The following is a 22,282-nucleotide window of genomic DNA, read 5'->3' on the forward strand; positions in this document are numbered from 1 at the left end:
GTTGTCAGCGGAAGACCACCGTCTTGTTGCCGTGCACCAGCACCCGGTCTTCAAGGTGGTAGCGCAGGCCGCGGGCGAGCACGGCTTTCTCGATGTCCTTTCCATAACGCACCATGTCATCGACCGAGTCGGAGTGGTCCACGCGGATCACGTCCTGATCGATGATCGGGCCCTGATCCAGCTCTTCCGTCACGTAGTGGCAGGTGGCGCCGATCAGCTTCACGCCGCGTGTGTAGGCCTGGTGATAGGGCTTGGCGCCGACAAAGCTGGGCAGGAAGCTGTGGTGGATATTGATGATCTGGCCCGGGTAATCACGGCACATGTCCGGCGGGATGATCTGCATGTAGCGCGCCAGCACCATCACATCGCCGCGCACTTCCTCGAAGATGCGGCGTACTTCGGCGTAGGCGGCAGGCTTGTTGTCGGCGGTGACCGGCACATGGTGGAAGGGGATGCCGTGCCATTCGACCAGACCACGGAAGGTTTCGTGGTTGGAGATCACGCAGGGGATCTCGATATCGAGTTCCTTGCTCTGCCAGCGGCCGATAAGGTCGTACAGACAGTGTTCCTGCTTGCTGACCATCAGCACTACGCGCTTCTTCACCGTGCTGTCAGTGATCTTCCAGTCCATCTTCAGCTCTTCGGCGATCGGGCGGAAGCGCTCGCGGAACTCGGCCAGCATGAAGGGGATGGAGTCAGCGCGGATCTCGATGCGCAGGAAGTAGCGCTGCGTGTCGTGATCGGTGTGCATATTGGATTCGAAGATCCAGCCGCCGTGCTCGGCGAGGAAGCCGGAGACGCGGGCGACGATGCCGCTGCGGTCTGGGCAGGAGGCGGTCAGCGTGTAGAAGCGTTGGGTGTGCATGATTCAGCTTTGAACGATGGCCTTGGCGTAGGCCTGATCCATGTCGCGTGATTCGGCCGTGATCTGCACCGGCAGCACCGGGCTGCTCATCACGCAGGAACGCAGGGCGGCGACGAGACCTTCGGCCAGATCCTGCTTGGTTTCAGCGCTGCGCCCGGCGCGCAGGTGCAGGCGCGCATGCAGGAAACCGCCCGGAGCGGCATCGCCGACGAGAAAATCGTCGAGGCGCACGGCGCGGCTCTTGATGTGATCCGGGATGAATTCGCCGGACGCCAGCAGTACCGTGTTCATGCGATGCAGGGCCTGGGCCGGTTCGAATTCCGGCAGCAGGTTGGCGGTGTATTCAAGGACGAGATGCGGCATGGTTCAGCGATTGAACATCGGGATCAGGATGGCGGCAAGGATGCCGATCAGGGCCGGCACGATGATCAGGCCGACGCCCCAGGCGGACCAGCGTTTCTGGATCCGGTTGAAGTGCTCGAGGTCGTCCCACTCCTTGTTGCGCCAGGCCAGCTCGCGGCCCTTGATGCCCAGGTAGATGGCTACGATGAAGCCGATGTAGGGCACCAGCGCGAGCAGGCCGATCCAGGTCTTATTGCCGATGGCCCAGATCCAGTTGAGCAGGAAGGCTCCCCAGCTCCAGCCCTTCACGCCTTCCGGAATCACGGCATCCTTGCCACCGCCGGAAGTGTTCAGGCCATCATGGATATCGCCAACGCTGGCCTTGGGGGCCTGATAAGGATTCACCGGGGTGTTCATGAACGACTCCTGTTGGTACCGATTGGAATGGGGAGGCTCAGGCCGCTTCGCCGAGGCGCGCCGCGGCCTTGTCGATCTCGGCACGCAGGGCGGTGTAATCGCGCACCACCGGGTATTGCGGGAACTCGCGCACCACGTTTTCGGGCGGGTGCATCAGGATGCCGGCGTGCGCGGCGCCGAGCATGGCGGTGTCGTTGTAGCTGTCACCGGCGGCGATCACGGTGAAGTTCAGAGCTTTGAAGGCTTCCACGGCGTGGCGCTTCTGGTCCGGCATGCGCAGGTGGTAATTCACCAGCATGCCCGCCGCATCGGCTTCGAGGCGGTGGCAGAAGAGCGTGGGCTGGCCCATCTGCGCCATCAGCGGCTTGGCGAATTCGTAAAAGGTGTCGGACAGGATGACCACCTGGTAATCACGGCGCAGGCCATCGAGGAACTCGACGCAGCCCTCCATTGGGCCCATCTCGCCGATCACCTTCTGGATGTCCGGCAGGCCCAGCTTGTGCTCGCGCAGGATAGCCAGGCGGTACTGCATCAGCTTGTCGTAATCCGGCTCGTCGCGGGTGGTGCGGCGTAGCTCCGGGATGCCGGTGCGTTCGGCGAACTCGATCCAGATTTCAGGGACCAGCACGCCTTCCATGTCGAGACAAACGATCTGCACGATGAACCTTCGGAGCTAAAGTCGAAAACCCGGCATTGTACCCGTCCGGGCAAGCGGGATCATGTGTGCTGCAGCCGCACTCAACAGCCGCAGTGCGCCCAGCCCTTGAGCTCCAGGCGCTGGCGCCCGGCCCACTGCAGCACCATCAGGTTGCGGTAATCGGTGCCGGTGCAGCTCTTGGCCTTGGGCGAGCAGGCTCGCGTGACTTCGCTGGCGCTCTGGATGCTCCAGTTGCCGTAGGAGAGCTGCAGGGTCATGCGCTCGCCGGGGCGCGGTGGTTCGTGCTGGGCCGGGAAATACTTTTCGCTGAACAGGCGCAGGCTGCGCAGGCCGCCGCCTTCCTCGCGGATCAGGGCGTGCTGCTTGTCGTTCTCCCAGCTCCAGAACATCAGCGTCTCGCCCTTCTTCACGCCGAAGCTGCAGCCGCACTCCTGCGGGATGTCCGTTGTCGTGAGTGGCAGCAGCTTGGGCATGGGCGGCGTCTGGGCCTGGATGCTGGCGGAAGCGAGCAGGGCGGCCAGCAGGATGGGAATACGCATGAGGAAATCCTTCCGTGAAAGACCCCGGAAATGTAGCAGTTATGCGCGCCAGCACCACCGGGTAAGATCAGGCCATGAGCCAGATACCTGACCCCCGCCCCGAACCGCCGCGTGAGCCGGATGCCTTTGCCTGCTGTGGCAATGAATGCGGCGAGGCTTGTGTGTGGACCATCTACCAGCATGCCCAGCGGCGCTATGCACTGGAGCTGGAAGCCTGGCAGTTGCGCCAGCTGGAGCAGGAAGACTAGACGCGTTCCGGTTCCACTTCGAGCTTCACGCCGAAGCGGGTGTCGACTTCGCGGCGCACGGCTTCGGTGAGCTGTTCCACGTCGGCGCGCCGGGCGCCGCCCTGATTGACCATTACCAGCGCCTGTTCCGAGTACATGCCGACCGGGCCGAGCGCCTTGCCTTTCCAGCCCGCCTGCTCGATCAGCCAGCCGGCGGCAAGCTTGAAGCTGCCATCGAGCTGGCGGTAACTAGGTAGGGCCGGGAAGGTCGCCAGCAGCTTTTCATGGTGCGGAGCGCTGACCACCGGATTCTTGAAGAAGCTGCCGGCATTGCCGATGCGGGCCGGGTCCGGCAGCTTGCGCTCGCGGATCGCGATGATCGCATCGGAGACATCCAGCGGGCTCGGATCGATGATGTGGCGTGCGGCCAGTTCCTTGCTCACGTCGAGATAACGGGTCAGCGGTGTCCAGCGCTTGGGCAGGCGGAAAGTCACCGAGCAGATCGCGAAGCGGCCGGCCGCCTCCTGTTTGAACACGCTATCGCGGTAGCCGAAATGGCAGCTGTCGAAATCGAAGCTCACGGTGCTGCCGCTTTTCAGGTCCACGGCCTCTAGCACCAGGAAGCGCTCATACATCTCCAGCCCGTAAGCGCCGATGTTCTGTACTGGTGCAGCCCCCACCGTGCCGGGGATCAGGGACAGGTTCTCCAGACCCGGCCAGCCCATCTCCAGCGTCCAGCGCACGAATTCATGCCAGTTCTCGCCGGCGCCGGCACGCACGAAGTGGTGATCGTCGTCGCTGCCGATCAGCTCCCGGCCCGGGATGGCCATGCGCAACACGGTGCCCTCGAACTTTTCCGGCAGCAGCATGTTGCTGCCGCCCCCCAGCACCAGCACGCGATCCCCGTTTAGTTCGCCGCTGCGGACCAGATTGGCGAGCTGGCTGGCGGACAGAATCTCGCCATAGCGGCGAGCCACGCAGGGCAGGCCGAAAGTGTTCAGCGCGTCGAGCGCAAAGTCTGGCTGGAAGGGAAAGGGCATCGGGTCAGTGGGTAGTGAAGCGGGTTTTGTTCAGCACACACGCATGTGCTGAACAAAACCCGCTTCGTCACGTGCGCGGCGCAGGGCGCGCTTCTCATCCTGGCGGCGAGCCTTGGCGGTTTTTTTGTGCGCGCCGGCACCGCGGCGCTGTGCCATGGCCGGCACGATCGGATTTCTGGGTTTGAACTGCATTTTTCTACCCCTTCTGAAGGTTTTATGGAAAAGCGCTATTGATCTGCAAGTTTTGCTATGGCTGCGTGTGCCTCCTTGAGCCCCACAGGATGAATCTCCCGGTGGCAGCGGATAGCCCATGCCGTATGGCCTGTCGCGGCAAACCTACGAACGTCATCTATTGTGGCTTGACCCGCAGCAGGGTACAGCCCGTTTCTGCGCATCGCCGCAATTTTCCAGCGTTGATAAGCCAGCGCGAAAACAGCTACGCCCAGCAAGCCGGCAAAAATCCAGAGCAGGGTCATTGAGCGGCTGACTCGGCAGCCTTACGCTGGGCCTCGGCCTGCTGGTTGGCAGCATCGATGTCCTGCTGCACTTTCTGCATGGTCTGCTGGCCCTGCTTGATCTCCTCGGCCTTGCTCTTGCCCACGGCGGCGGCCGTCACGGCTGTCTCGGAAACGCCACAGGCGCTCAGCACCAGCAGCAGGCAGGATACACAAATCGACTTCTTCATTCTCGAGCTCCTTCGCGTCAAGCAGGATGACCGGGGGCAAGCGGACACGTATCATGCCGCCTTCCTTCAAATACCCTTGATCCCGCCATGTGGTTCCGTAACGTTCAACTCTACCGCCTGCCCGAACAGTGGGACATGACCGCTGATCGCCTCTCCGAGCAACTCGAACGCCTCACTTTCCAGCCTTGCGGCAGCCAGGATCTGTCCAGCCAGGGCTGGGCGCCGGTGATTCAGGATAGTCTGGTCCACAGCGTGGGTGGCCAGTGGCTGATCGCCCTCGGGGTGGAGCAGCGTCTGCTGCCCTCCTCGGTGATCAAGCAGGAATGCGATGATCGCGCCGAGGAAATCGAAGCCCAGCAAGGCTTCAAGCCCGGCCGCAAGCAGATGAAGGAGCTCAAGGAAGCGGTCACCATGGAGTTGATGCCGCGCGCCTTCACGCGCCGCCGCAAGTCCTACGCCTGGATCGACCCGAAGAATGGCTGGCTGGCCGTCGACGCCTCCAGCCGTACCTCTGCCGAACCGCTGGTTGAAGCTCTGCACAAGGCACTTGATGAGCTGCCCCTCAAACTGCTCAACACCGAGCGCAGCCCCGGCGCCGCGATGACCGACTGGCTCGCCGGCGGCGAAGCCCCGGCCGGTTTCACCATCGATCAGGATTGCGAACTACGTGCCCTCACCGACGAAGCGAGTGCCGTGCGTTATGTGCGCCACAGCCTCGAAGGCGAGGAAATACGCGAGCATATCGCCAGCGGCAAGCAGGTCAGCAAGCTTGCATTGACCTTCGATGACCGCATCAGCTTCATCCTGACCGACAAGTTCGAGGTCAAGCGTGTGCAAGCGCTGGACACCCTCAATAGCAAGGAAGAGGGCGATGCCAAGAGCCGCGAAGAGCAGTTCGACGCCGACTTCGCACTGATGAGCCTGGAACTCGGCAAGCTCTTCCCGGCGCTTCTGGACGCGCTGGGTGGGGAAGTGAAGACGATCTGACGATCAGTGCCGAGTGCTGGGTTCTGAGTACTGAGTCAAAGCATGCGTCGGCATTGCCGACGGAAATGATCACTCAGCACGCAGCACGCAGCACTCAGTACTCAGCACTTCGCGAAGCGACAAATGAAAGCCTACCTGGCCGGCCCTGATGTGTTCCGCCCCGACGTTTTGCGTTGGGCGGAAGACGCACGTGCCCTGTGTGCGGCGCGGGGCGTTGAGGCCCTGATCCCGCTGGATGGGGATGCCACCACCCCGGCCGGCATCTACGCGCAGAACATCGCCATGATCCGAGCGGCCGACGTGGTGCTGGCCAACCTGAATGCCTTTCGTGGCGCCGAGCCGGACTCCGGCACCAGCTTCGAGGTCGGCTTTGCGCTGGCGCTAGGCAAGCCGGTGATTGGCTATGTGGACGAAGCCTGCAGCCATGCCGCGCGCGTTGCGCGTTGGCAAGGGGCTGAACTGACTCAGAATGAGGGTCACGTGCTTGATCGCGACGGCCTGAGCGTGGAGAACTTCGGCCTGCCGCTCAACCTCATGCTGGCCGTGCCGGCGAAGATTGTGGTGGGCGGGTTGGACGAGGCTCTGGCTGCGATGCCGGTCGGCTTGTAGGGCCGGCTTCAGCCGGCCGGGCCCAGGCAGTCATCGCGTCTGCGGCCAAGCCCGCAGCGGCAAAATCAGCGCCCCAGAATCCGGTCAATCACCGCGTCCGTGCGTGCCGCGCTTGCACCGGTGGAGAGCGCTTCGGCGCGGCCCAGCAGACAGTCCGTCACGTTCTGGATCAGTGGTTGCTGCACATGGGCCGGATTCGGGATGGCGAAGGCCTGTTCGCCTTCGGTATTGAAGAGGCGTACCGGGCTGTCGTCGAATGTAGCGAACACGATGCGCCCCGCATCGCCCACGATCTCGCAGCGATCAAGCCGGTCACCGGCCGCAAAACACCAGCTGGCGCTGGCCGATATCCCGTTTTCGAAGCGCAGCACGGCGCTCACCGTGTCTTCCGCCGGCAGGCCGGCATGGCTGGCCGCAAAGCCGTGGACATCCTTCACCGGGCCGAACAGGTAGTCGAAGAAATCGAGCTGGTGCGAGCCCATGTCCACAAAGCGTCCGCCGCCGGAGAGGGCTGGATTTACGCGCCAGCCCGGTCCGTCCGGATCGAGGTCCTCGGCCGGGATCGGCTGATGCAGTTGCAGGTTTGCATAGCGCGGTGCGCCGATGGCACCACTGGCGAGCAAGGCCTGGATTTTCTGGAAGCGCGGCATGGCACGCCGGTAATAAGCGGAGAACAGCGGCACGCCGCGTGCAGAGAAGGCTTCCACCATCTGCAGGCTTTGGGCATGGTTCAGGCTCAGCGGTTTTTCCACATAGCAGGGCTTGCCGGCCTCGGCGCACAACAGGGCGAGCGGCAGGTGGGCGCCGGGAGGGGTGGCGACATAGACCGCATCCACCTCCGGATCGGCGATCAGACGGGCCGCGTCGTCGTAGCTGCGTGCGATGCCGTGGCGACGCGCGTAATCGGCGGCGAGCTCGCCATTGCGGCGCATCACCGCGACGAGTTCGGCGCCGGCCGCCTTCTGGAAGCCTGGGCCGCTTTTTACTTCGGTGACTTCACCGCAGCCGAGAATGCCCCAGCGGATTTTCAGTGCAGGATTGCCGTTCGCCGTCATCGTCACGCTCCTTGCTGCTTATTGCTTCACGTCGGCCGTGCGTTTCGGATACGCGGTGGCCTCGATAGTGGTGGTATAGACCGTGCCGATGAAAGCGTAAGTCCACGATTCCGTGATCTTCACATCCGTCAGCAGCCGATCACCGGCCTGTTCGAGCAGGTTGTCGTAGGCATTGCGCTGGCGGCCGTTGACCGCGATCGGGATGAACAGCAGCAGCTGAAAGCCGGAGGCCGAGGCGGTGAGCTTCTCGCCCTTGCTGGTGTCGATCTGCTCCAGCGAGCTCACGCTGCCGAGCTTCACCACCGGGCTGGCGCAGGCACCCATTAGCAGGCTCAGGGCGAGCAGGAGGGGGGTGAGAGTCTTCTTCATTCCTTGTTCTCCTTGATCGCGTCGCCGGTCACGGTGGTGCAGCGGGCGGTGGCCAGCACGGCCCAGGTCCATTGCTCCTGAATTTCCACGTTGATCAGGCTGGTGGCACCCGGCACGCTCTCCAGCGCAGTAGCGTAGGCGCGTTCCACGCGGCTGTTGAGGCCCATAGGGATGGCGTAGTAAGCCGTGGCGACCATGCCCAGCGCACCACAAGCCTGGCCCTCAGCGCGGCCGAGCTTCTGGTATTTGGCCGGCGGCTGCGGAGCGACCATGGTAGGGGCTGAACTGCAGGCCTGCAGCAGCAGGCACGCAGGCAGCAGCAGGGCGAGGCCCTGAAGTTTCCTGGCAATCAAGTGTGTCTCCTGTGGTTTGAATATCAGTGCCCATGGCGGGGCATGCCTCGCAGGGCGGCCGGCAGTTTGCCATGCGCGGGCAGAGGGTGCCCCGCGCAGTGTCAAAGATTGAGCATCAGCTCGTGCTCGTCCGGCAGATCATTGAAACCGCGCTGTTCGTAGTGCTTGAAGATCGCGGCAACGATCTCCTCCGGGTCGTCGATGATCTGGATCAGGTCCATGTCGGCCGGGTTGATCATCTTTTCGGTCACCAGCGTATTGCGGAACCAGTCGATCAGGCCCGCCCAGAAATCCTTGCAGACGAGGATCACCGGAATCTTGCGGCCCTTGCCGGTCTGGATCAGGGTCAGCGCTTCCATCACTTCATCCAGCGTACCGAAGCCGCCGGGCATCACCACATAGGCCTGGGCGAAGCGCACGAACATCACCTTGCGCGGGAAGAAGTGGCGGAAGGTTTGCGATACGTCCTGATACGGATTGCCGCTCTGCTCGTGCGGCAGCTGGATGTTCAGGCCCACCGAGGGGCTCTTGCCGGCAAAGGCGCCCTTGTTGGCCGCTTCCATGATGCCGGGGCCGCCGCCGGAAATCACCGAGAAGCCGGAGTCCGACAGCAGGCGGGCGATCTTTTCGGTGAGTTCGTAATAAGGGTGATCGGGTTTGGTGCGGGCCGAGCCGAAGATCGAAACGGCCGGGCGGATCGGCTTCAGGCGCTCAGTGGCCTCCACGAACTCTGACATAATCCCGAAGATCCGCCAGGCCTCGCGGGCCAGTTCGCCTTGCTCGGCAAGCGAAGGGGCGCGAAACGGCGGCAGCTTGTGTTTGGTACTCATGGCTCATCCTGTTCTTGTCGGACTTGAGCAGACAGTCTGCGTGCAATTCGCCGTATCAGGCAAGCCGCTTGCCCGGCTTTCACTCTTTCCCAGTCCGTATTCCAGAATCCACCATGTCCAAACTCCTGCTCGTCGACGGCTCCAGCTACCTGTTCCGCGCCTTCCATGCGCTACCTGATCTGCGCAACAAGGCCGGCGAGCCCACCGGCGCGCTGCGCGGTGTGCTCAGCATGCTCATGCCGCTGCGGGATTCCATCGGCGCCACCCACGCGGTGTGCGTGTTCGATGCCAAGGGCAAGACCTTCCGCAACGACTGGTTCCCCGAATACAAGGCCACCCGCAAACCCACGCCCGAGGATCTGATTCCGCAGATCGAGCCGATCCAGACCTGCGCGCGTGCGCTCGGCTGGCCGGTGATCGTGGAGCCCGGCGTGGAGGCCGACGACGTGATCGGCACGCTCACGCGCCAGGCCGTGGAGCGCGGCTTCGAGGTGATCATCTCCACCGGCGACAAGGACATGGCCCAGCTCGTGCAGCCCGGCGTGACGCTCATGAACACCATGACGAACGAATCACTCGATTCCGCCGGCGTGCTGGAGAAATTCGGCGTGCCGCCCGAGCGCATCGTCGACTACCTCACGCTGATGGGCGACACCGTCGATAACGTGCCGGGCGTCGAGAAATGCGGCCCCAAGACCGCCGTGAAATGGCTCACCGAATACGGCACGCTCGATAACCTCATCGCCAACGCCGACAAGGTCAAGGGCGTGGTCGGCGAGAACCTGCGCAAGGCCTTGGACTTCATCCCCATGGGCAAGAAGCTGGTCACCATCGTCACCGATGTGCCGCTCGCCGAAAAGCTCGACGAACTCACCTGGCGCGAGCCGGATACCGCCACCCTGATCGAGCACTACACCCGCTGGGAATTCCGCAGCTGGCTGCGCGGCTTGCAAGGCGAGGTACCCACGGCCCCGAAAGCCGAAGTCGGCGAGCAGGGTGGCCTCTTCGGTGACAGCGGCGCGCCCGCTTTGCGTGCTCCCGCCGCGCCGGTGCGCGAAGCCGATGAAGCGCCCACCGAGCGCAGTGCCGCCCACCGCGAGGCCTACGAATGCATCCTCACCCGCGAGGCGCTGGAGAAATGGCTGGCGAAAATCAATGCCGCGCCGCTCACCGCCTTCGACACCGAAACCGACAGCCTTGATGGCATGCAGGCGCTGCTGGTGGGCATGAGTTTCTGCGTCACCCCGGGCGAGGCCGCCTACCTGCCGCTCACCCATCGTTACCCCGGTGTGCCGGATCAGTTAGCGCTGAATGAAGTGCTCGCCGCGCTGAAGCCCTGGCTCGAAGACGCGAGCAAGCCCAAGCTCGGTCAGAATCTGAAATATGACATGCATGTGCTTGCCAACCATGGCATCCGCCTGCGCGGCGTGGCGGAAGACACCCTGCTCGAATCCGCCGCGTGGGAGAGCGACAAGGGCCACGATCTGGACGGCCTCGCCAAGCGTTACACCAACATGGAAACCCTCTCCTACGCCGATGTCTGCGGCAAGGGTGCGAAAGCCATCGGCTTTGCCGACGTGGATCTCACCCTCGCCACCGCTTACGGCGCCGAGGATGCCGATGTCACCTTGCGCGTGCACCAGAAGCTCAGCCCCCTGATTGCAGCCGAGCCGGGCCTCACCCGCGTCTACCGCGAAGTCGAGCTGCCGGTGCAGGAAGTGCTGTGGGCCATGGAGCGCCAGGGCGTGCTGATCGACTCCGGTTTGCTTGCGCAGCAGAGCGATGAACTCGGCCGCAAGATGATGGCCATCGAAGCGCAGGCCTATGACGCGGCCGGCCAGCCCTTCAACCTCAACAGCCCCAAGCAGCTCGGCGAAATCCTTTTCGAGCAGCTCAAGCTGCCGGTGAAGAAAAAGACCCCCAGCGGCGCGCCGAGCACCGACGAAGAAGTGCTCGCCGAGCTGGCTCTCGATTACCCGTTGCCGCGCCTGCTGCTCGAATACCGCAGCATGGCCAAGCTCAAGAACACTTACACCGATAAATTGCCGCGCATGGTCAATCCGGCTACAGGCCGCGTACACACCAGCTTCTCGCAGACCGGCGCGATCACCGGCCGCCTCGCTTCCAGCGAGCCGAACCTGCAGAACATCCCCGTGCGCACTCAGGAAGGCCGCCGCATCCGCCAGGCCTTCATCGCCCCGGCTGGCCACAGCATCGTCTCGGCCGACTACTCGCAGATCGAGCTGCGCATCATGGCCCATCTCTCGGAAGACGAGCGCCTGCTCGACGCCTTCGCCAAGGGGGAAGACGTGCACCGCGCCACCGCCGCCGAAGTCTTCGGCGTGAGCACCGCAGAAGTCACCAGCGAGCAGCGCCGCTATGCCAAAACCATCAACTTCGGCCTGATCTACGGCATGAGCGCGCATGGCCTCGCGCGATCACTGGAAATCGAACGCAGCGCCGCGCAAAGCTGGATCGACCGCTACTTCGCCCGCTACCCCGGTGTCGCCCGCTACATGGAGCACACTCGCATCGCCGCGCGCACCCAGGGCTATGTCGAAACCGTCTTCGGTCGCCGCCTGTGGCTCGCCGAAATCAAAAGCAGCAACGCCGGCCGCCGCCAAGGCGCCGAACGCGCCGCCATCAACGCCCCGATGCAAGGCACGGCGGCGGATCTCGTCAAACTCGCCATGCGCCGCGTGTACGACTGGCTCAACACCGAAGGTTTGCAGAGCAAACTGCTGCTGCAGGTGCATGACGAACTGATCCTCGAAGTGCCGGAATCAGAGCTGGCGCTGGTGAAGGAAATGCTGCCGAAACTGATGGCCGGCGTGGCGGAGTTGAAGGTGCCCTTGCTGGCGGAAGTTGGAGTAGGCGCTAATTGGGATGAGGCGCATTGAGCATGTCGAGAACGCTCTACTTGGCGTTTTATCCGTCGCTGCCATTTTGGGTTGGTGAAGAACCTGATGATGCTGATGCGGAATCAGTCAGTGGGAAAATGGCTGAGCATGTGTATGTCCAGAAAGATTATTTGCATGAACTAATTATCTGCCGGGATGGCCGAATTGCTTTGCGCATTCGAGAACTGGAAGGCTATGAACCTGCTGTCAATTCAGAACAGTTCGATGCGGCGCTTCAGCGCGGCGTTACGCATCTGAACTACTTGAATTCGTTCTATCTTATTCTTGACTCTGCGGTCCAAGAGATTGACAGACTTTCCTATTTCAACTTTAGGGAAATAACGAGCCGAGATACTTTCGCGCTGGAGTACGTTGATGGGAAATTGCTGTATGAACCGTTCGCTTCCCAAAGTGTGACTTCGGAGTTTCAACGGACACGCTACTCAAGTAATCGCCTTGCTTCTCAGGTAAGGCAGTCAATCTCGATCGATGCTATTGCTTACGCAGGCCTTGTTTTTTCTAATTTACTCAATAGCAATAAGAGTGTGCTCGAGAAGGACTTTTCAGAACTAGGGAGAAGCCTTTCTGAATACAAGAATGGGAACTATGAAATTTCGCTGGTCGTTGCATGGTTGTTGATTGAGAGATCAATCAATGAAGTATGGAAAAGCCATCTGGACAGATTGAATGCCGAAGTTTCGGGTGGCTCAAAAAGAATAAATGCAGAAAGAATGGAATTCCTAACGGGAAATTCTTTTGTGGCCGCGGTGACGTCGCATGTTCTTGAGCTGTTTGGGCTAGTAGATTGTCAGCTTCTAAAAAATATTGATCGGCTTCGTAAGCTTAGAAACAAGATAGTGCACAAAGGTGGGAGCCGCTTGTCTGCTGGCGACATTCAGTTGGCTATAGAAACAGCTCATGAGTTAATCGCACGACGTTCTGAAATACGGCTGATGCTAAATTTCGGTCAATCTCTGAGCGGCAATTGAGCCCACGCGTTCTGGGCTGCATCTCTGTCGCAGGGTGGGCACACTGTGTCCACCCAACAAAATCCTGCCCGATGCGCCGCGCAAGGCCGCAAGCCGGGACGAACCTGAAAACAAGGCCATTGGATTCAACAACAACAAGGAGCAGTTTTCATGAGCAAAACCCTGCGTTTGTCCGAGAAATGGTTTCATCGCGGCCTGTGGCTGGTGGCACTGTTGTTTGCGTGGTTTCTGGTGGGGCTGGGCAATACCATCGTGGGCGATTTGCCGCAGGTGGAGGTGCGGCGCTCGCTGGATGATTATCTGGATCCGGCGCGTGCCCCAGCCGTGAAAGAGGCCATCCGCGTGGCCGAGATCAATGCCCGGGAGGCGCAGGACGCACTCGATCAGGCGCAGCTGGGTCATCAGTCCGCCCAAGCGAATAACCGCGCCGCGCGCGAAACCTTCAGCAACTGGCTGGCGACGCGCAAGGCCACGGCGCGGCCCGAGCAGGATCAGGAGCTGATTGCCCGCACGAAGCAGCTGGATGATTTGCGCCAAGCCGAACGCGATGCGCTGGCCGGGATGGAGAAACAACAGCAGGCGGCGCTGGATGCGCGTCAGGCCAAGGAGCGCGCCCAGCGCGAACTGCAGACCTTGCAGGACAGCGCTCGCGACGCATACTTGAGCGCGTTGCGCGCGCAGGAATTGCGCGTGTTTGGCTATCGCTTGTTGCTGACCCTGCCGCTGCTGGTGGCGGCGGGCTGGTTGTTTGCGAAAAAGCGCAAGACGAGCTCCTGGCCCTTCGTGTGGGGCTTCATCATCTTTGCGCTGTTCGCCTTCTTTGTGGAGCTGGTGCCTTACCTGCCCAGCTATGGCGGCTATGTGCGCTACATCGTGGGCATCGTGATCACGGTGGTGGGCGGGCGTTACGCGATTCAGGCCCTGCAGCGCTATCTGGAGCAGCAGAAGCAGGCCGAGGCGCAACCGGCACAGCAGCGCCAACGCGAGATGGACTACGACCTGGCGCAGACACGCATGTCGAAAAACATCTGCCCAGGCTGCGAGCGCACGGTAAATATGAGCGACGGCAAAACCGACTTCTGCCCGCACTGCGGCCTGAGCCTGTTCGATCACTGTGGCCAGTGCAACACGCGCAAAAACGCGTTTGCGCGTTACTGCTACGCGTGCGGGGCCTCGGCCAAGGCTTCGGTCGCCAAGGCCGCATGAAATTCGCGCTCATTTCCGGGCTCGCGCGGGCAGGACAAAGAGCAGAATGACAACCCAGCCAGGCCGGGTTGCGCTAACCCGAGCCGATCGCCACAAGCTTCTATCTGAAAGGATTGCCATCATGTTTCGCTCCCTCTTGCTGCTGCTGATCGGGATGCTGGGTTCGACCCAGTGGGCGCAGGCCAGCGGGCCTGCCGACTTGCCGGGCTATACCGAGGGGGCCCAAGTGATCCGGATTGCGCAGGAGACGGGCCAGGTCGACAGCATCAGCGGGGTGATCTATGCACAATGGAAATCGACGCGATCGGTTCGCCAGATGCGCATGGCCTTGCTTGTGCCCCGCACTGATGAGCTGAAGCCTGCGATTGTGTACTTCCCGGGAGGAGGCTTTATCTCGTCTGAACATGAGAAGTTCATCGAGATGCGCATGGCACTGGCCCGGGCGGGTTTTGTCGTGGCGGCGGTTGAGTACCGCACGGTGCCCGATCGCTTCCCGGCGCCGCTTGAGGATGCCCGCGCGGCCGTGCGTTACTTGCGTGAGCACGCGGCGGAGTACGGCATCGATCCGGCGCGGATTGGCGCGCTGGGGGATTCGGCTGGGGGCTATGTGGCGCAGTTGCTCGGTGCAGCAACGGGCGAAAAACGCTTCGACAAGGGAGTCTTTCTCGACAAGTCCGGTGACGTGCAGGCCGTGGTCAGCCTGTATGGCATTTCCAGCCTGCTGAACATTGGCGCCGGTTTTCCGGACAAGCTCCGGTCGGTTCATGAATCGCCTGCGGTGACCGAAGCCCTGCTGCTGAATGGCCCGGCGTTTGCGGGCTTTGCGGGCGCGTCGGTGCAGAGCACGCCTGAGAAGGCGCTAGACGCAAGCTCTATGGGACACGTGAAGGGCAGGAAGCCGCCCTTCCTGCTCTTCCACGGCAGCGCCGACCAACATGTTTCCCCGGAGCAGAGTGCCCAGTTCTATCGGGCGCTGATCGCGGGTGGCAACAAGGCCGAGTATGTGCTGGTAGAAGGCGCGGGCCATGGAGATCTGACCTGGTTTCAGGCCCCGGTGATCGAGCGGGTTACCAGCTGGTTCCGGCAGACCCTGGGCCAGCCCCTCAAGCGTGGGCCGGCTATCCGGGATGACAAGGCCAATCTGTGAGTCGGATGTGCTGATTCGCGAGACAAAAAAAACCGGGCGCAAGGCCCGGTTTTCTTTTGGCGCGCCAAGCGAAGCTTACGGTCGGGCGTTTTTGCTGCTCCAGCTGGCGAAGTTTGTCAGCATGGCTTGGGCGGTGCTGTTGTACTGCGCGTAGCCGGTGAGGCGTTCGGCAGACACTGAAGTGGTCGAGCCGAAGATCAGGCCGTACACCGTGCTGGCGCTGCCGTGGCGGTCGGCAAAATCACCGAAGAGCATGCGCACGCGGGCGGTGACGGTGCTGGCCGTCGGGTTGTAGACCGACAGATCGTAGTAGCGCGACCAGGAGTTGGTGCCCGACACGCTGGAGAGCACGCCGCTGGACCACTTCTTGTCGTTGATCTGGCTGGCCTTGAAGAAGTCGGCCGCAGCATAGACCGCTTCGCGCGTGGTGGCATCCGGGTTCGGCAGGCTCATCAGGAAGCTGACGATCTTGGCGCTTTCTTGCGAGGTCAGTGACGGCATTTCGTAGGCACGGGCCGGGGTCGGGGCGCCGCTCAGTACGTCATGCTGTTGGCCCCATACGGTGCGCTTGCCATTCACGAAGACCTGATTGGCGAGCAGCCAGCTGGTGCCGTTGCTCGCTGCCGTAGCGCATTTGTTGCGCAGCGGGGTGTCGACGAAGGCGAAGTCGCTGTTGGCGCTGGTGCCAATTTCGCGCAGCAGCTTGATGACGTTAAGCATGGCGTCGTCATTCAGCGTGATGGCGTCGTGATAGTCGCCATTGAGCGGGTAGACCTGCGGCCAGCCCCAGTTGGGAGTCTGTGCGGCGAGCAGGTAGTTCAGGCCCTTGGTGATCGAGGCCTGGATGCTGGCGCGATCAGTACTCTGGGCGGCCTGCACCTTGCCCAGGTAGCGGAGCTCGGTGATGGTGGCGCCGTTGTCGATGGTGCCGACATAGGGCCAATTGGCCGGATCCGAGCTGTTCGGGTCGATGCCGCCGCCGGTCCAGGACTGGCCCTTGGCACGCACAACACCCGTGCGCACCATGTTCTTGGCCCAGCCACCCGAGGGAATCTGGAAGCTGACGATCTCGCGTGCAATCGACAGGGCCTTGCTGCCGGCGTAGTAGGAGGCAGTTTCCGAGAGCGGCATGGTGTCCGGGCCGGTCTTGTCCGAGCCGCGTGCCGAGGGCACCGAGGAGAGGCCCGCGCGTTCGGCCTTCAGCGCGGCCTTGTCGGCAGCCAGGGCAGAGTTCGAGGCACTCAGGTAGGTGGTGAAGGCGCTCTTGAGGCTGCCGGCTTCGCTGTCGATGCGCGCCTGGGTCAGGGGCTTGGCCTTCACGTTCTGGCGGATGTAATCCGTGCAGGCGCTGACACAGGCGCCGTCATTGCCGGTGCTGCTTGCTGCGGCAGAAGAGGCTGCCTTGGAAGAAGCCGCGGCCGACGATGCAGCGGAAGAGGCTTTGGACGAGGCTGCAATCGAGGACGCGGCTGTCGAGGCGGCCGCTGCGGATGACGCTGCTGCTGAGGACTGGGCTGCAGAGGAGGCACTGCTGCTGACCGGGCCAACCGAGCACCAGGCCGAGTCGGAGAGGGCGCTGCCGCCGGTGAACAGGGATTTCGAACAGGTGAAATTGCCGCTCAAGGTGGCGTAGACGAAGCTGCCGGACTTGCCCAGCGCGACGCTGTGCGTGCCGCTCATGCTGCAGGCACCGCCCACTTGTGCGCACTTCGTGTAGCCCGTGGGCGCATCGCTTGCGGCATGCGCCGGCAGCGACAGAATCAGGGCGGCAGCACCGCCCAACAACCATTTGCTCTGCATTGCTTGTCTCCGGAATGGATGGCGCGACTCTTCGGGCGCGCTCGTGTGATAAGACTTTGGTTATAAGAAAAGTTCTTACATAAGGAATGCTAACGTAGTCGGACAAATGAATTCTGGCAAGCCTTGGTTATGTTTTTGCGGCCCGGCGGCGGAGTTTCGGCCACTTCTTTCGCCGTCCCTGACCGAAAATACCCGCATCAGCTTTCATGACGGATAACCGCATGCTTCATTCCTTCCGCTTGTGGGTTTTGTTCCTGATGCTTCTCGGTCCATTTGCGCAGGCGGCTTCGTTCGAAGACATCCTGGCGAGCCATGAGGCGCGTCTGGGCGGGCGCATCGGTCTGGCTATTCTCGATACCGGTAGCGGCGCGCTGCAGACGGTAAAGGGTACGCAGCGGTTTCCGATGATGAGCACCTTCAAGACGCTGGCGTGCGCAACGCTGCTAGCGGAGGTCGATGCCGGGCGTCTGCGTTTGGAGACACAGGTGGAGATCAGGCGCGAGGCCTTGCTGAGCTACTCGCCGGTGACCGGAAAATTTGTCGGCCAGTCCTTCAGCCTGCAGCAGGCCTGTGACGCAACGATGCACACGAGCGACAACACGGCAGCCAATCTGGTGCTGGAGGCCATCGGTGGTCCGGCGGCGGTGACGCGTTTCATGCGCGGCCTTGGCGACGATGTGACCCGGCTGGACCGCATCGAGCCAGAGCTCAACTCCGCTCTGGCGGATGATCCGCGCGATACGAGCAGCCCGGTGGCAATGGTGCGCAGCTTGCAAGCGCTGTTCTTCGGGGATGTGCTGAGGCCGGCTTCGCGCGACCGGCTGCTGCAGTGGATGCGGGGCAACGAGGTGGCCGGCCCGTTGTTTCGCGCTACGCTGCCCCCTGGCTGGGCGATCGCTGATCGCTCCGGCGCAGGCGACAACGGCTCGCGCGGCATCACGGCGATCCTGTGGCCGCCGCAGCGCGCGCCGTTGATTGTCAGCCTGTACCTGACCGGGACCCGTGCTGACATGCCCGAGCTCAATCGCAGCGTGGCAGAAATCGGCCGTGAGGTTTTCGCTGCCTATCGTCCCTGAGTGCGCGGGTCAGGGCGTGTGTGTGCTGCCCTTACTTGAGGTGAAACAGGCCAACGATGAGGGCCACCATGCCGCCGGCGATCAGCGGGCCAACTGCGAGTCCCTTGAAAAAGCACACGCCGATCAGTGTGCCGACCATCAGGGCGGTGACGATCTCGGGTGAGGCCTGCATATAGCCCACGCCCCGCCCGGCCACCCAGGCGACGGCGAGCCCGGTGATTACCGCGATCACGCCGGCCGGTGATTTGAAGGTATTGCCGAGCCCGGCGAGGTCGATCTTGCCTGAGGCCAGGGGCGCCAGTACGGCGGCGGTCAGGATGATCACCCCGATGGTGAGGCCATGCGTTTCCACCGTGCCCAGCCAGCTCGTGAGCCCGAGCAATTTCAGCAGGAGCAGGGCGCTCGCCGCGATGGCAACCGAGCTGTTGTTGCCGACCACGGCCAGCGCAAGAATCAGGAGGAGGGGCAGGTTTTCGAAACTCATGGGGATCCGACCCATCAAGGGCCACCGTCGTACTGGGGATGTGTGGAGTCTAGTCGCCCTTGCCTGAGCATGTCTGGCGGATCTAGCCAAGAAAGCTGGCCGGCCTGTTCAGGGCAAATCGATGCCGCCTGTCCGTCTGAGCCTGCTTTACGCCCGTTCATCGGGCCTGCGCTGAGCTCGATGCTAAAAATGTAAGAGTAAACCCGTACTTTTGAGTGTCAGCAGCGCGGAGGGAATGCCTGTCTGGCACTGCCACGCCGGCAGATTTCTTCAACATCACCCTTGCCCGGGACCTAGCGCATGAAGCTCACCCCCACAATCCTTGCCACAGCAATCCTGCTGTTGGCAGGCAACGCATTTGCCGCCCGTACCGGTGGTTTCGCAACCGCTGATGGCGGTGATCTGCCTGGCGCACGGTATTTCACTGCCGCGAATTACCAGGAGATCAACAACATCATCACCAGCGCATCCACCGTCCCCGGTGGCGCCTATCCGCTGGTCATTACCTACACCGGCAACGAGGATGCCGCGATCGCCACGATCGTGATGGATCACAATCCAGATGCCGCCGGCAATTGCCCGAACCCGCACTGGAACGACGCTTACCGCCAGGTGGCCGTCACCGGATATACCGCCGGCCTGACCATCCTCGGGGCCGACGGCTCCTCCGGCAACTTCGGCATCACGTTGACCAACTCCAGCAATGTCGTCATCCGCAACATGAAGCTCGGCGCGCTCGGCGGCGCGGCCAAGGATGCCGATCTGCTGCGCGTCGATTCTTCCTCGAATGTCTGGATCGACCACAACGAGCTGCTCAGCAACAGCCACGAATGCAACGGTTCGCCCGAAGGCGACCTGACCTTCGAAGGCGCGATCGACATCAAGAAGAACTCGCACAACGTCACCGTTTCCTACAACTACATCCATGACCACAAGAAGGTCGGCCTGGATGGCTCCTCCGGCACCGACATCGCCGGCGGCCGCGAGATCACCTTCCACCACAATTTGTACTCGAACGTGAGCCAGCGCCTGCCCCTGCAGCGCGGTGGCTGGACGCACATGTACAACAACCTCTACAGCGGCATCACCGATTCCGGCATCAACGTGCGCCGTGAAGGCTATGCGCTGATCGAGCAGAACTGGTTCGAGAACTCGGTCAATCCGGTGGTCTGCCGTTATGACGCCACGCTGTGCGGCTGGTGGGATCTGCGCAACAACAACGTGAAAAGCCCGGCCGATTTCAAGCGCTATGGCATCAGCTGGACGCCGGATGACGGCATCAATACCGTGACTGCCATCGAGTGGAAGACCACCGCTGTTTTCCCGAAGACACTGCCTTATGTGTACGAATCGGTCAGCGCGCAGTGCGTGAAGAACAAGCTGCGCAAGTACGCCGGCGTGGGCAAGAAGCTCAAGCAGCTGACGCCTGTTGCCTGCCTGGGGCGTGATGATGACGAACACGACATGCATGATCGTCATGCTCCGGCAGGTGACTACATGGAGAATTACACCAAGTGTGCCGACGCTGGCGAGATCTGCAAGGTCAAGACCGGCGCTGGCTGGGTGGCCTTTGGCCGCAAGGGCAACTGGGTCACCAAGTACATCGGAACCGGCCATGCGGTGAGCTGCACGATCGCCAGCTTTGGTTCTGATCCGGGTGGCCGGCCGAACAAGTGCTCCTACCGGGTCTATTGACCCAAGCCTTCCGGCAGACACTGATGAAAAGCCCCGTTGGTTCGCCCGGCGGGGCTTTTTCGTGAGTTGCGATACCTGCCCAGGGCTGGCCAGATGCACCGGGTGCTTGCCGGGGGAAATGAACGCAGCACGCTATTTGTGCGGACCTATACTCAAAGCGGGCAGGGCGCCTCTCTGGCGCCCGGTCAGGAGGCCCGTATGACGATGCCTGTGCATGCCATTGATTCAAGTGCTGTTCCCCGCCTGCGGAGTATTGATGCGGTGGGAACGCCGGAGGAATACACCACTACCGGTGCGCGATCGCTGGCCCAGCTGAATGCCTCGATCCTGAAGGCATCGCTCGATGTGTCGATCAGTTCAAGGAATGAGCCACTGGCGCTGCTGTACAGATCGGCGATTGATGCCATCAATGAAGCTCTGCAGCCGGAGCTGGGTGACAACGCGCTGCAGGCGGCGATGAGTCAGGACAACACGCCGGAAGGCACCGCCGGGCGCATCGTGGCTCTCTCCACTGGCTTTCTGGAGGCTTTCAAGACCCAGCACGCGGGGGAAGACGAAGCCAAGGTGCTGCAGAACTTCATGGCCACGATCCGTAGCGGTTTTGAGAGAGGCTTCAAGGAAGCCGTCGATATCCTCAAAGGCCTGAAGGTGTTCGAGGGCGATATCGCGAGCAATATCGAAAAGACCCATGCGCTGGTGCTGCAAGGCTATGCCGATTTTGAAGCGGCGCGCACCGCCAGAGCTGCTGAGCCTCTGGCAGACCGGGCGGGGTAGGCGGAGCGCCTGCTTTACGCGACCGGACAGTCTCCGGCCGCTGCGAGCCTCTTGCAGGCTTCACACTCAAAGCCGTTCGCGCTGAGCCATTCCCAGGCCTGCTCACGCGTGCTGACGGTGATGACCGGCACTTCGATGCCGTCGAACACTCCCTGGTTTTCAGTCACGCGGGCCAGGAAGCCCACGGTGTGGATGCGGATGATGGCATTTGCGCCATGACTGGTGGCCCATACCAGCAGATCGTGCGAGGCGGCAAAGCCGCTTTCGGTGCCGCCCTGCCATTGATGCAGATCCATGACATGCGCCCAATGCGTGGGCTGCCCAGCGTCACGCCAGGCTTGCTGGATCGTGGCCGTCATGACCAGCACGCCTTCGCGGTTGAAGCTGCCTTGCAGTACGGCAAAGCATGCCTGATCGCACCAGTAAACCTTGCATTCACCATGAGGGGGATGGGACATGGCATTTCTCGCCGGATACGCTGAACTGCACTATAGATCCGGCGGTGCCTGGCTTGCCATCAGGGCTGATCCTGTGGGCTCCAGGTTGGCCTGGGCTCTTTTGCTCAGGCCCAGAAGCGTTTGAAGCTGCCGACCACCACGCCCCAGATCGTCAGCTCGCTGCCGGCTTCGAGCAGCAATTCGGGCAGATCCGGGTGGTCGGCCTGCAGCGCCGTTTTATGCCCGCGGTGGTGCAGGCGGCGCACCAGGCGCTCGCCGTTCACGAAGGCCAGCACGATGTGTCCGTGCACCGGCTGGATGCGCTTGTCCACGATCAGCAGGTCGCCCTCGAAGATGCCGGTGCCGGTCATCGCGTCATCACGCGCTTCGAAGACGAAACTCGCTTCGTCGCGACGCACCAGATAGTCGTGCACATCGAGGCTGTTGCTGTCGTCGTCGGCGCTTGTCAGCGGCGGCGCTTCTGCCGCCCGGCCTGCCACCAGCAAGGGCCGGCTGCGTGCAGGGTTGCGACGGGTTCGGCGGATGCCCGGCAGCGCTTCCGGCGGCGCGGACGGCGAGGCACCGACGAGGCTGACGAAGGGAAGCGGGATCTGATCGGTCATGGCGGCAGATGCTGTAAATAAATACAGTATCCGAGTGTGGGGCTGTTGCTGTCAAGCACCGTGTGGGTTGTAAGCGTGGCTTGGGTCGGCTCGTGCTTAAGGCTGCAGATCCATGCAATTGGTATGACAAATGTTTTCACAAGCACACAGTGCTTGAGTGGGTATTGAAATTTTA

The 22,282-nt window shown here is 62.2% G+C and carries 27 protein-coding genes; 11 read left to right on the forward strand and 16 right to left on the reverse strand.

All coding sequences use genetic code 11. The features are described 5' to 3' along the window. Positions 1–4: 4 nt before the first annotated feature. From purU to C0V76_RS01600, 5 genes are all read right to left on the reverse strand, one after another. Positions 5–865 carry a formyltetrahydrofolate deformylase gene (gene purU / locus C0V76_RS01580; protein ID WP_101940602.1) on the reverse strand — a complete coding sequence of 287 codons (861 nt, stop codon included), beginning with the start codon at positions 863–865 and terminating at the stop codon, positions 5–7. Between the two features lie 3 nt (positions 866–868). After that, complete coding sequence (locus C0V76_RS01585) at positions 869–1,228, reverse strand: 5-carboxymethyl-2-hydroxymuconate Delta-isomerase (protein WP_101940603.1); 360 nt, start codon at positions 1,226–1,228, stop codon at positions 869–871. Between the two features lie 3 nt (positions 1,229–1,231). Continuing rightward, positions 1,232–1,624 carry a hypothetical protein gene (locus C0V76_RS01590; protein WP_101940604.1) on the reverse strand — a complete coding sequence of 131 codons (393 nt, stop codon included), beginning with the start codon at positions 1,622–1,624 and terminating at the stop codon, positions 1,232–1,234. A gap of 37 nt (positions 1,625–1,661) precedes the next feature. Beyond that, positions 1,662–2,282, reverse strand: coding sequence for a bifunctional phosphoserine phosphatase/homoserine phosphotransferase ThrH (thrH, locus tag C0V76_RS01595; protein WP_101940605.1), 621 nt, complete (start codon positions 2,280–2,282; stop codon positions 1,662–1,664). Between the two features lie 80 nt (positions 2,283–2,362). Beyond that, positions 2,363–2,821: a hypothetical protein gene (locus C0V76_RS01600; RefSeq protein WP_101940606.1), complete on the reverse strand. Its 459-nt coding sequence runs from the start codon at positions 2,819–2,821 to the stop codon at positions 2,363–2,365. 74 nt (positions 2,822–2,895) lie between these two features. Here C0V76_RS01600 and C0V76_RS01605 point away from each other — a divergent pair, with 74 nt between their 5' ends. Then, positions 2,896–3,069 carry an oxidoreductase-like domain-containing protein gene (locus tag C0V76_RS01605; protein WP_101940607.1) on the forward strand — a complete coding sequence of 58 codons (174 nt, stop codon included), beginning with the start codon at positions 2,896–2,898 and terminating at the stop codon, positions 3,067–3,069. On the opposite strand, the gene murB is transcribed toward C0V76_RS01605, so the two are convergent. Continuing rightward, complete coding sequence (murB, locus tag C0V76_RS01610; RefSeq protein ID WP_101940608.1) at positions 3,066–4,088, reverse strand: UDP-N-acetylmuramate dehydrogenase; 1,023 nt, start codon at positions 4,086–4,088, stop codon at positions 3,066–3,068. The two genes, C0V76_RS01605 and murB, sit on opposite strands and share 4 nt — an antisense overlap. 45 nt (positions 4,089–4,133) lie before the next feature. Between murB and C0V76_RS19815 the strand changes: the two genes are divergently transcribed. Further along, entirely contained in the window at positions 4,134–4,322 is a 189-nt protein-coding gene (locus C0V76_RS19815) for a hypothetical protein (protein ID WP_158239103.1), read from the forward strand. On the opposite strand, the gene C0V76_RS19820 is transcribed toward C0V76_RS19815, so the two are convergent. Further along, positions 4,316–4,564, reverse strand: coding sequence for a hypothetical protein (locus tag C0V76_RS19820; RefSeq protein WP_158239104.1), 249 nt, complete (start codon positions 4,562–4,564; stop codon positions 4,316–4,318). The genes C0V76_RS19815 and C0V76_RS19820 overlap by 7 nt on opposite strands. Further along, complete coding sequence (locus tag C0V76_RS01615) at positions 4,561–4,773, reverse strand: hypothetical protein (protein ID WP_101940609.1); 213 nt, start codon at positions 4,771–4,773, stop codon at positions 4,561–4,563. Before C0V76_RS01615 ends, C0V76_RS19820 begins: the two co-directional genes overlap by 4 nt. 87 nt (positions 4,774–4,860) lie before the next feature. Here C0V76_RS01615 and C0V76_RS01620 point away from each other — a divergent pair, with 87 nt between their 5' ends. After that, positions 4,861–5,760 carry a recombination-associated protein RdgC gene (locus C0V76_RS01620; RefSeq protein WP_101940610.1) on the forward strand — a complete coding sequence of 300 codons (900 nt, stop codon included), beginning with the start codon at positions 4,861–4,863 and terminating at the stop codon, positions 5,758–5,760. Positions 5,761–5,883: 123 nt separating this feature from the next. Beyond that, entirely contained in the window at positions 5,884–6,369 is a 486-nt protein-coding gene (locus tag C0V76_RS01625) for a nucleoside 2-deoxyribosyltransferase (protein ID WP_101940611.1), read from the forward strand. A 65-nt stretch (positions 6,370–6,434) separates the two neighbouring features. Here the strand turns inward: C0V76_RS01625 and C0V76_RS01630 are convergent, their stop codons facing one another. The 4 genes from C0V76_RS01630 to C0V76_RS01645 all read right to left on the reverse strand — a co-directional run bounded on the left by C0V76_RS01630 (position 6,435) and on the right by C0V76_RS01645 (position 8,976). Beyond that, entirely contained in the window at positions 6,435–7,424 is a 990-nt protein-coding gene (locus C0V76_RS01630) for a Gfo/Idh/MocA family protein (RefSeq protein ID WP_101940612.1), read from the reverse strand. Positions 7,425–7,442: 18 nt separating this feature from the next. After that, complete coding sequence (locus C0V76_RS01635) at positions 7,443–7,793, reverse strand: hypothetical protein (RefSeq protein ID WP_101940613.1); 351 nt, start codon at positions 7,791–7,793, stop codon at positions 7,443–7,445. Then, the gene (locus C0V76_RS01640) at positions 7,790–8,146 is read right to left on the reverse strand and encodes a hypothetical protein (protein WP_254048170.1); all 357 of its coding nucleotides are present in this window, start codon (positions 8,144–8,146) and stop codon (positions 7,790–7,792) included. The genes C0V76_RS01635 and C0V76_RS01640 overlap by 4 nt, the downstream gene beginning before the upstream one ends. Positions 8,147–8,247: 101 nt before the next feature. After that, entirely contained in the window at positions 8,248–8,976 is a 729-nt protein-coding gene (locus C0V76_RS01645) for a TIGR00730 family Rossman fold protein (RefSeq protein ID WP_101940614.1), read from the reverse strand. A gap of 113 nt (positions 8,977–9,089) precedes the next feature. On the opposite strand from C0V76_RS01645, the gene polA reads away from it, so the two are divergent. From polA to C0V76_RS01665, 4 genes are all read left to right on the forward strand, one after another. Continuing rightward, entirely contained in the window at positions 9,090–11,876 is a 2,787-nt protein-coding gene (gene polA, locus C0V76_RS01650; protein WP_101940615.1) for a DNA polymerase I, read from the forward strand. Between the two features lie 2 nt (positions 11,877–11,878). Next, complete coding sequence (locus tag C0V76_RS01655; protein ID WP_101940616.1) at positions 11,879–12,865, forward strand: hypothetical protein; 987 nt, start codon at positions 11,879–11,881, stop codon at positions 12,863–12,865. 150 nt (positions 12,866–13,015) lie between these two features. After that, positions 13,016–14,071 carry a serine endopeptidase gene (locus C0V76_RS01660; protein ID WP_101940617.1) on the forward strand — a complete coding sequence of 352 codons (1,056 nt, stop codon included), beginning with the start codon at positions 13,016–13,018 and terminating at the stop codon, positions 14,069–14,071. 121 nt (positions 14,072–14,192) lie between these two features. Beyond that, entirely contained in the window at positions 14,193–15,218 is a 1,026-nt protein-coding gene (locus C0V76_RS01665) for an alpha/beta hydrolase (protein ID WP_216821618.1), read from the forward strand. 75 nt (positions 15,219–15,293) lie between these two features. Here C0V76_RS01665 and pelA read toward each other — a convergent pair whose 3' ends face one another. Next, the gene (gene pelA / locus C0V76_RS01670) at positions 15,294–17,018 is read right to left on the reverse strand and encodes a pectate lyase (RefSeq protein ID WP_158239105.1); all 1,725 of its coding nucleotides are present in this window, start codon (positions 17,016–17,018) and stop codon (positions 15,294–15,296) included. A gap of 221 nt (positions 17,019–17,239) precedes the next feature. On the opposite strand from pelA, the gene bla reads away from it, so the two are divergent. Beyond that, positions 17,240–18,094: a class A beta-lactamase gene (gene bla / locus C0V76_RS01680; RefSeq protein ID WP_158239106.1), complete on the forward strand. Its 855-nt coding sequence runs from the start codon at positions 17,240–17,242 to the stop codon at positions 18,092–18,094. A 31-nt stretch (positions 18,095–18,125) separates the two neighbouring features. Here bla and C0V76_RS01685 read toward each other — a convergent pair whose 3' ends face one another. Further along, positions 18,126–18,578 (reverse strand): DUF441 domain-containing protein, encoded by a 453-nt coding sequence (locus C0V76_RS01685; protein WP_101940620.1) that lies wholly within the window; start codon positions 18,576–18,578, stop codon positions 18,126–18,128. 300 nt (positions 18,579–18,878) lie between these two features. Here C0V76_RS01685 and C0V76_RS01690 point away from each other — a divergent pair, with 300 nt between their 5' ends. After that, complete coding sequence (locus C0V76_RS01690) at positions 18,879–20,273, forward strand: right-handed parallel beta-helix repeat-containing protein (protein ID WP_101940621.1); 1,395 nt, start codon at positions 18,879–18,881, stop codon at positions 20,271–20,273. 198 nt (positions 20,274–20,471) lie between these two features. Beyond that, on the forward strand, positions 20,472–21,047 hold the full coding sequence (locus tag C0V76_RS01695) for a DUF5610 domain-containing protein (RefSeq protein WP_101940622.1): 576 nt from the start codon (positions 20,472–20,474) through the stop codon (positions 21,045–21,047). Positions 21,048–21,061: 14 nt separating this feature from the next. On the opposite strand, the gene C0V76_RS01700 is transcribed toward C0V76_RS01695, so the two are convergent. Together C0V76_RS01700 and C0V76_RS01705 are read right to left on the reverse strand one after the other, a co-directional pair. Then, positions 21,062–21,505 carry a hypothetical protein gene (locus C0V76_RS01700; protein WP_101940623.1) on the reverse strand — a complete coding sequence of 148 codons (444 nt, stop codon included), beginning with the start codon at positions 21,503–21,505 and terminating at the stop codon, positions 21,062–21,064. Positions 21,506–21,609: 104 nt separating this feature from the next. After that, complete coding sequence (locus C0V76_RS01705; RefSeq protein ID WP_101940624.1) at positions 21,610–22,107, reverse strand: LexA family transcriptional regulator; 498 nt, start codon at positions 22,105–22,107, stop codon at positions 21,610–21,612. Between the last annotated feature and the right edge of the window lie 175 nt (positions 22,108–22,282).

The sequence above is a fragment of the Uliginosibacterium sp. TH139 genome, from assembly GCF_002855595.1.
Taxonomy (GTDB): domain Bacteria; phylum Pseudomonadota; class Gammaproteobacteria; order Burkholderiales; family Rhodocyclaceae; genus Uliginosibacterium; species Uliginosibacterium aquaticum.

Coding starts and splice junctions, on each gene's coding strand:
- C0V76_RS01655 (WP_101940616.1), top strand. CDS start 11,879: ATGTCGAGAACGCTCTACTTGGCGTTTTATCCGTCGCTGCCATTTTGG.
- C0V76_RS01665 (WP_216821618.1), top strand. CDS start 14,193: ATGTTTCGCTCCCTCTTGCTGCTGCTGATCGGGATGCTGGGTTCGACC.
- murB (WP_101940608.1), bottom strand. CDS start 4,088: ATGCCCTTTCCCTTCCAGCCAGACTTTGCGCTCGACGCGCTGAACACT.
- C0V76_RS01645 (WP_101940614.1), bottom strand. CDS start 8,976: ATGAGTACCAAACACAAGCTGCCGCCGTTTCGCGCCCCTTCGCTTGCC.
- polA (WP_101940615.1), top strand. CDS start 9,090: ATGTCCAAACTCCTGCTCGTCGACGGCTCCAGCTACCTGTTCCGCGCC.
- C0V76_RS01590 (WP_101940604.1), bottom strand. CDS start 1,624: ATGAACACCCCGGTGAATCCTTATCAGGCCCCCAAGGCCAGCGTTGGC.
- C0V76_RS01605 (WP_101940607.1), top strand. CDS start 2,896: ATGAGCCAGATACCTGACCCCCGCCCCGAACCGCCGCGTGAGCCGGAT.
- pelA (WP_158239105.1), bottom strand. CDS start 17,018: ATGCAGAGCAAATGGTTGTTGGGCGGTGCTGCCGCCCTGATTCTGTCG.
- C0V76_RS19820 (WP_158239104.1), bottom strand. CDS start 4,564: ATGACCCTGCTCTGGATTTTTGCCGGCTTGCTGGGCGTAGCTGTTTTC.
- C0V76_RS01585 (WP_101940603.1), bottom strand. CDS start 1,228: ATGCCGCATCTCGTCCTTGAATACACCGCCAACCTGCTGCCGGAATTC.
- C0V76_RS01700 (WP_101940623.1), bottom strand. CDS start 21,505: ATGTCCCATCCCCCTCATGGTGAATGCAAGGTTTACTGGTGCGATCAG.
- bla (WP_158239106.1), top strand. CDS start 17,240: ATGCTTCATTCCTTCCGCTTGTGGGTTTTGTTCCTGATGCTTCTCGGT.
- C0V76_RS01685 (WP_101940620.1), bottom strand. CDS start 18,578: ATGAGTTTCGAAAACCTGCCCCTCCTCCTGATTCTTGCGCTGGCCGTG.
- C0V76_RS01635 (WP_101940613.1), bottom strand. CDS start 7,793: ATGAAGAAGACTCTCACCCCCCTCCTGCTCGCCCTGAGCCTGCTAATG.
- C0V76_RS01620 (WP_101940610.1), top strand. CDS start 4,861: ATGTGGTTCCGTAACGTTCAACTCTACCGCCTGCCCGAACAGTGGGAC.
- C0V76_RS01695 (WP_101940622.1), top strand. CDS start 20,472: ATGACGATGCCTGTGCATGCCATTGATTCAAGTGCTGTTCCCCGCCTG.
- purU (WP_101940602.1), bottom strand. CDS start 865: ATGCACACCCAACGCTTCTACACGCTGACCGCCTCCTGCCCAGACCGC.
- C0V76_RS01660 (WP_101940617.1), top strand. CDS start 13,016: ATGAGCAAAACCCTGCGTTTGTCCGAGAAATGGTTTCATCGCGGCCTG.
- C0V76_RS01690 (WP_101940621.1), top strand. CDS start 18,879: ATGAAGCTCACCCCCACAATCCTTGCCACAGCAATCCTGCTGTTGGCA.
- C0V76_RS01615 (WP_101940609.1), bottom strand. CDS start 4,773: ATGAAGAAGTCGATTTGTGTATCCTGCCTGCTGCTGGTGCTGAGCGCC.
- C0V76_RS01630 (WP_101940612.1), bottom strand. CDS start 7,424: ATGACGGCGAACGGCAATCCTGCACTGAAAATCCGCTGGGGCATTCTC.
- C0V76_RS01705 (WP_101940624.1), bottom strand. CDS start 22,107: ATGACCGATCAGATCCCGCTTCCCTTCGTCAGCCTCGTCGGTGCCTCG.
- C0V76_RS01600 (WP_101940606.1), bottom strand. CDS start 2,821: ATGCGTATTCCCATCCTGCTGGCCGCCCTGCTCGCTTCCGCCAGCATC.
- C0V76_RS01625 (WP_101940611.1), top strand. CDS start 5,884: ATGAAAGCCTACCTGGCCGGCCCTGATGTGTTCCGCCCCGACGTTTTG.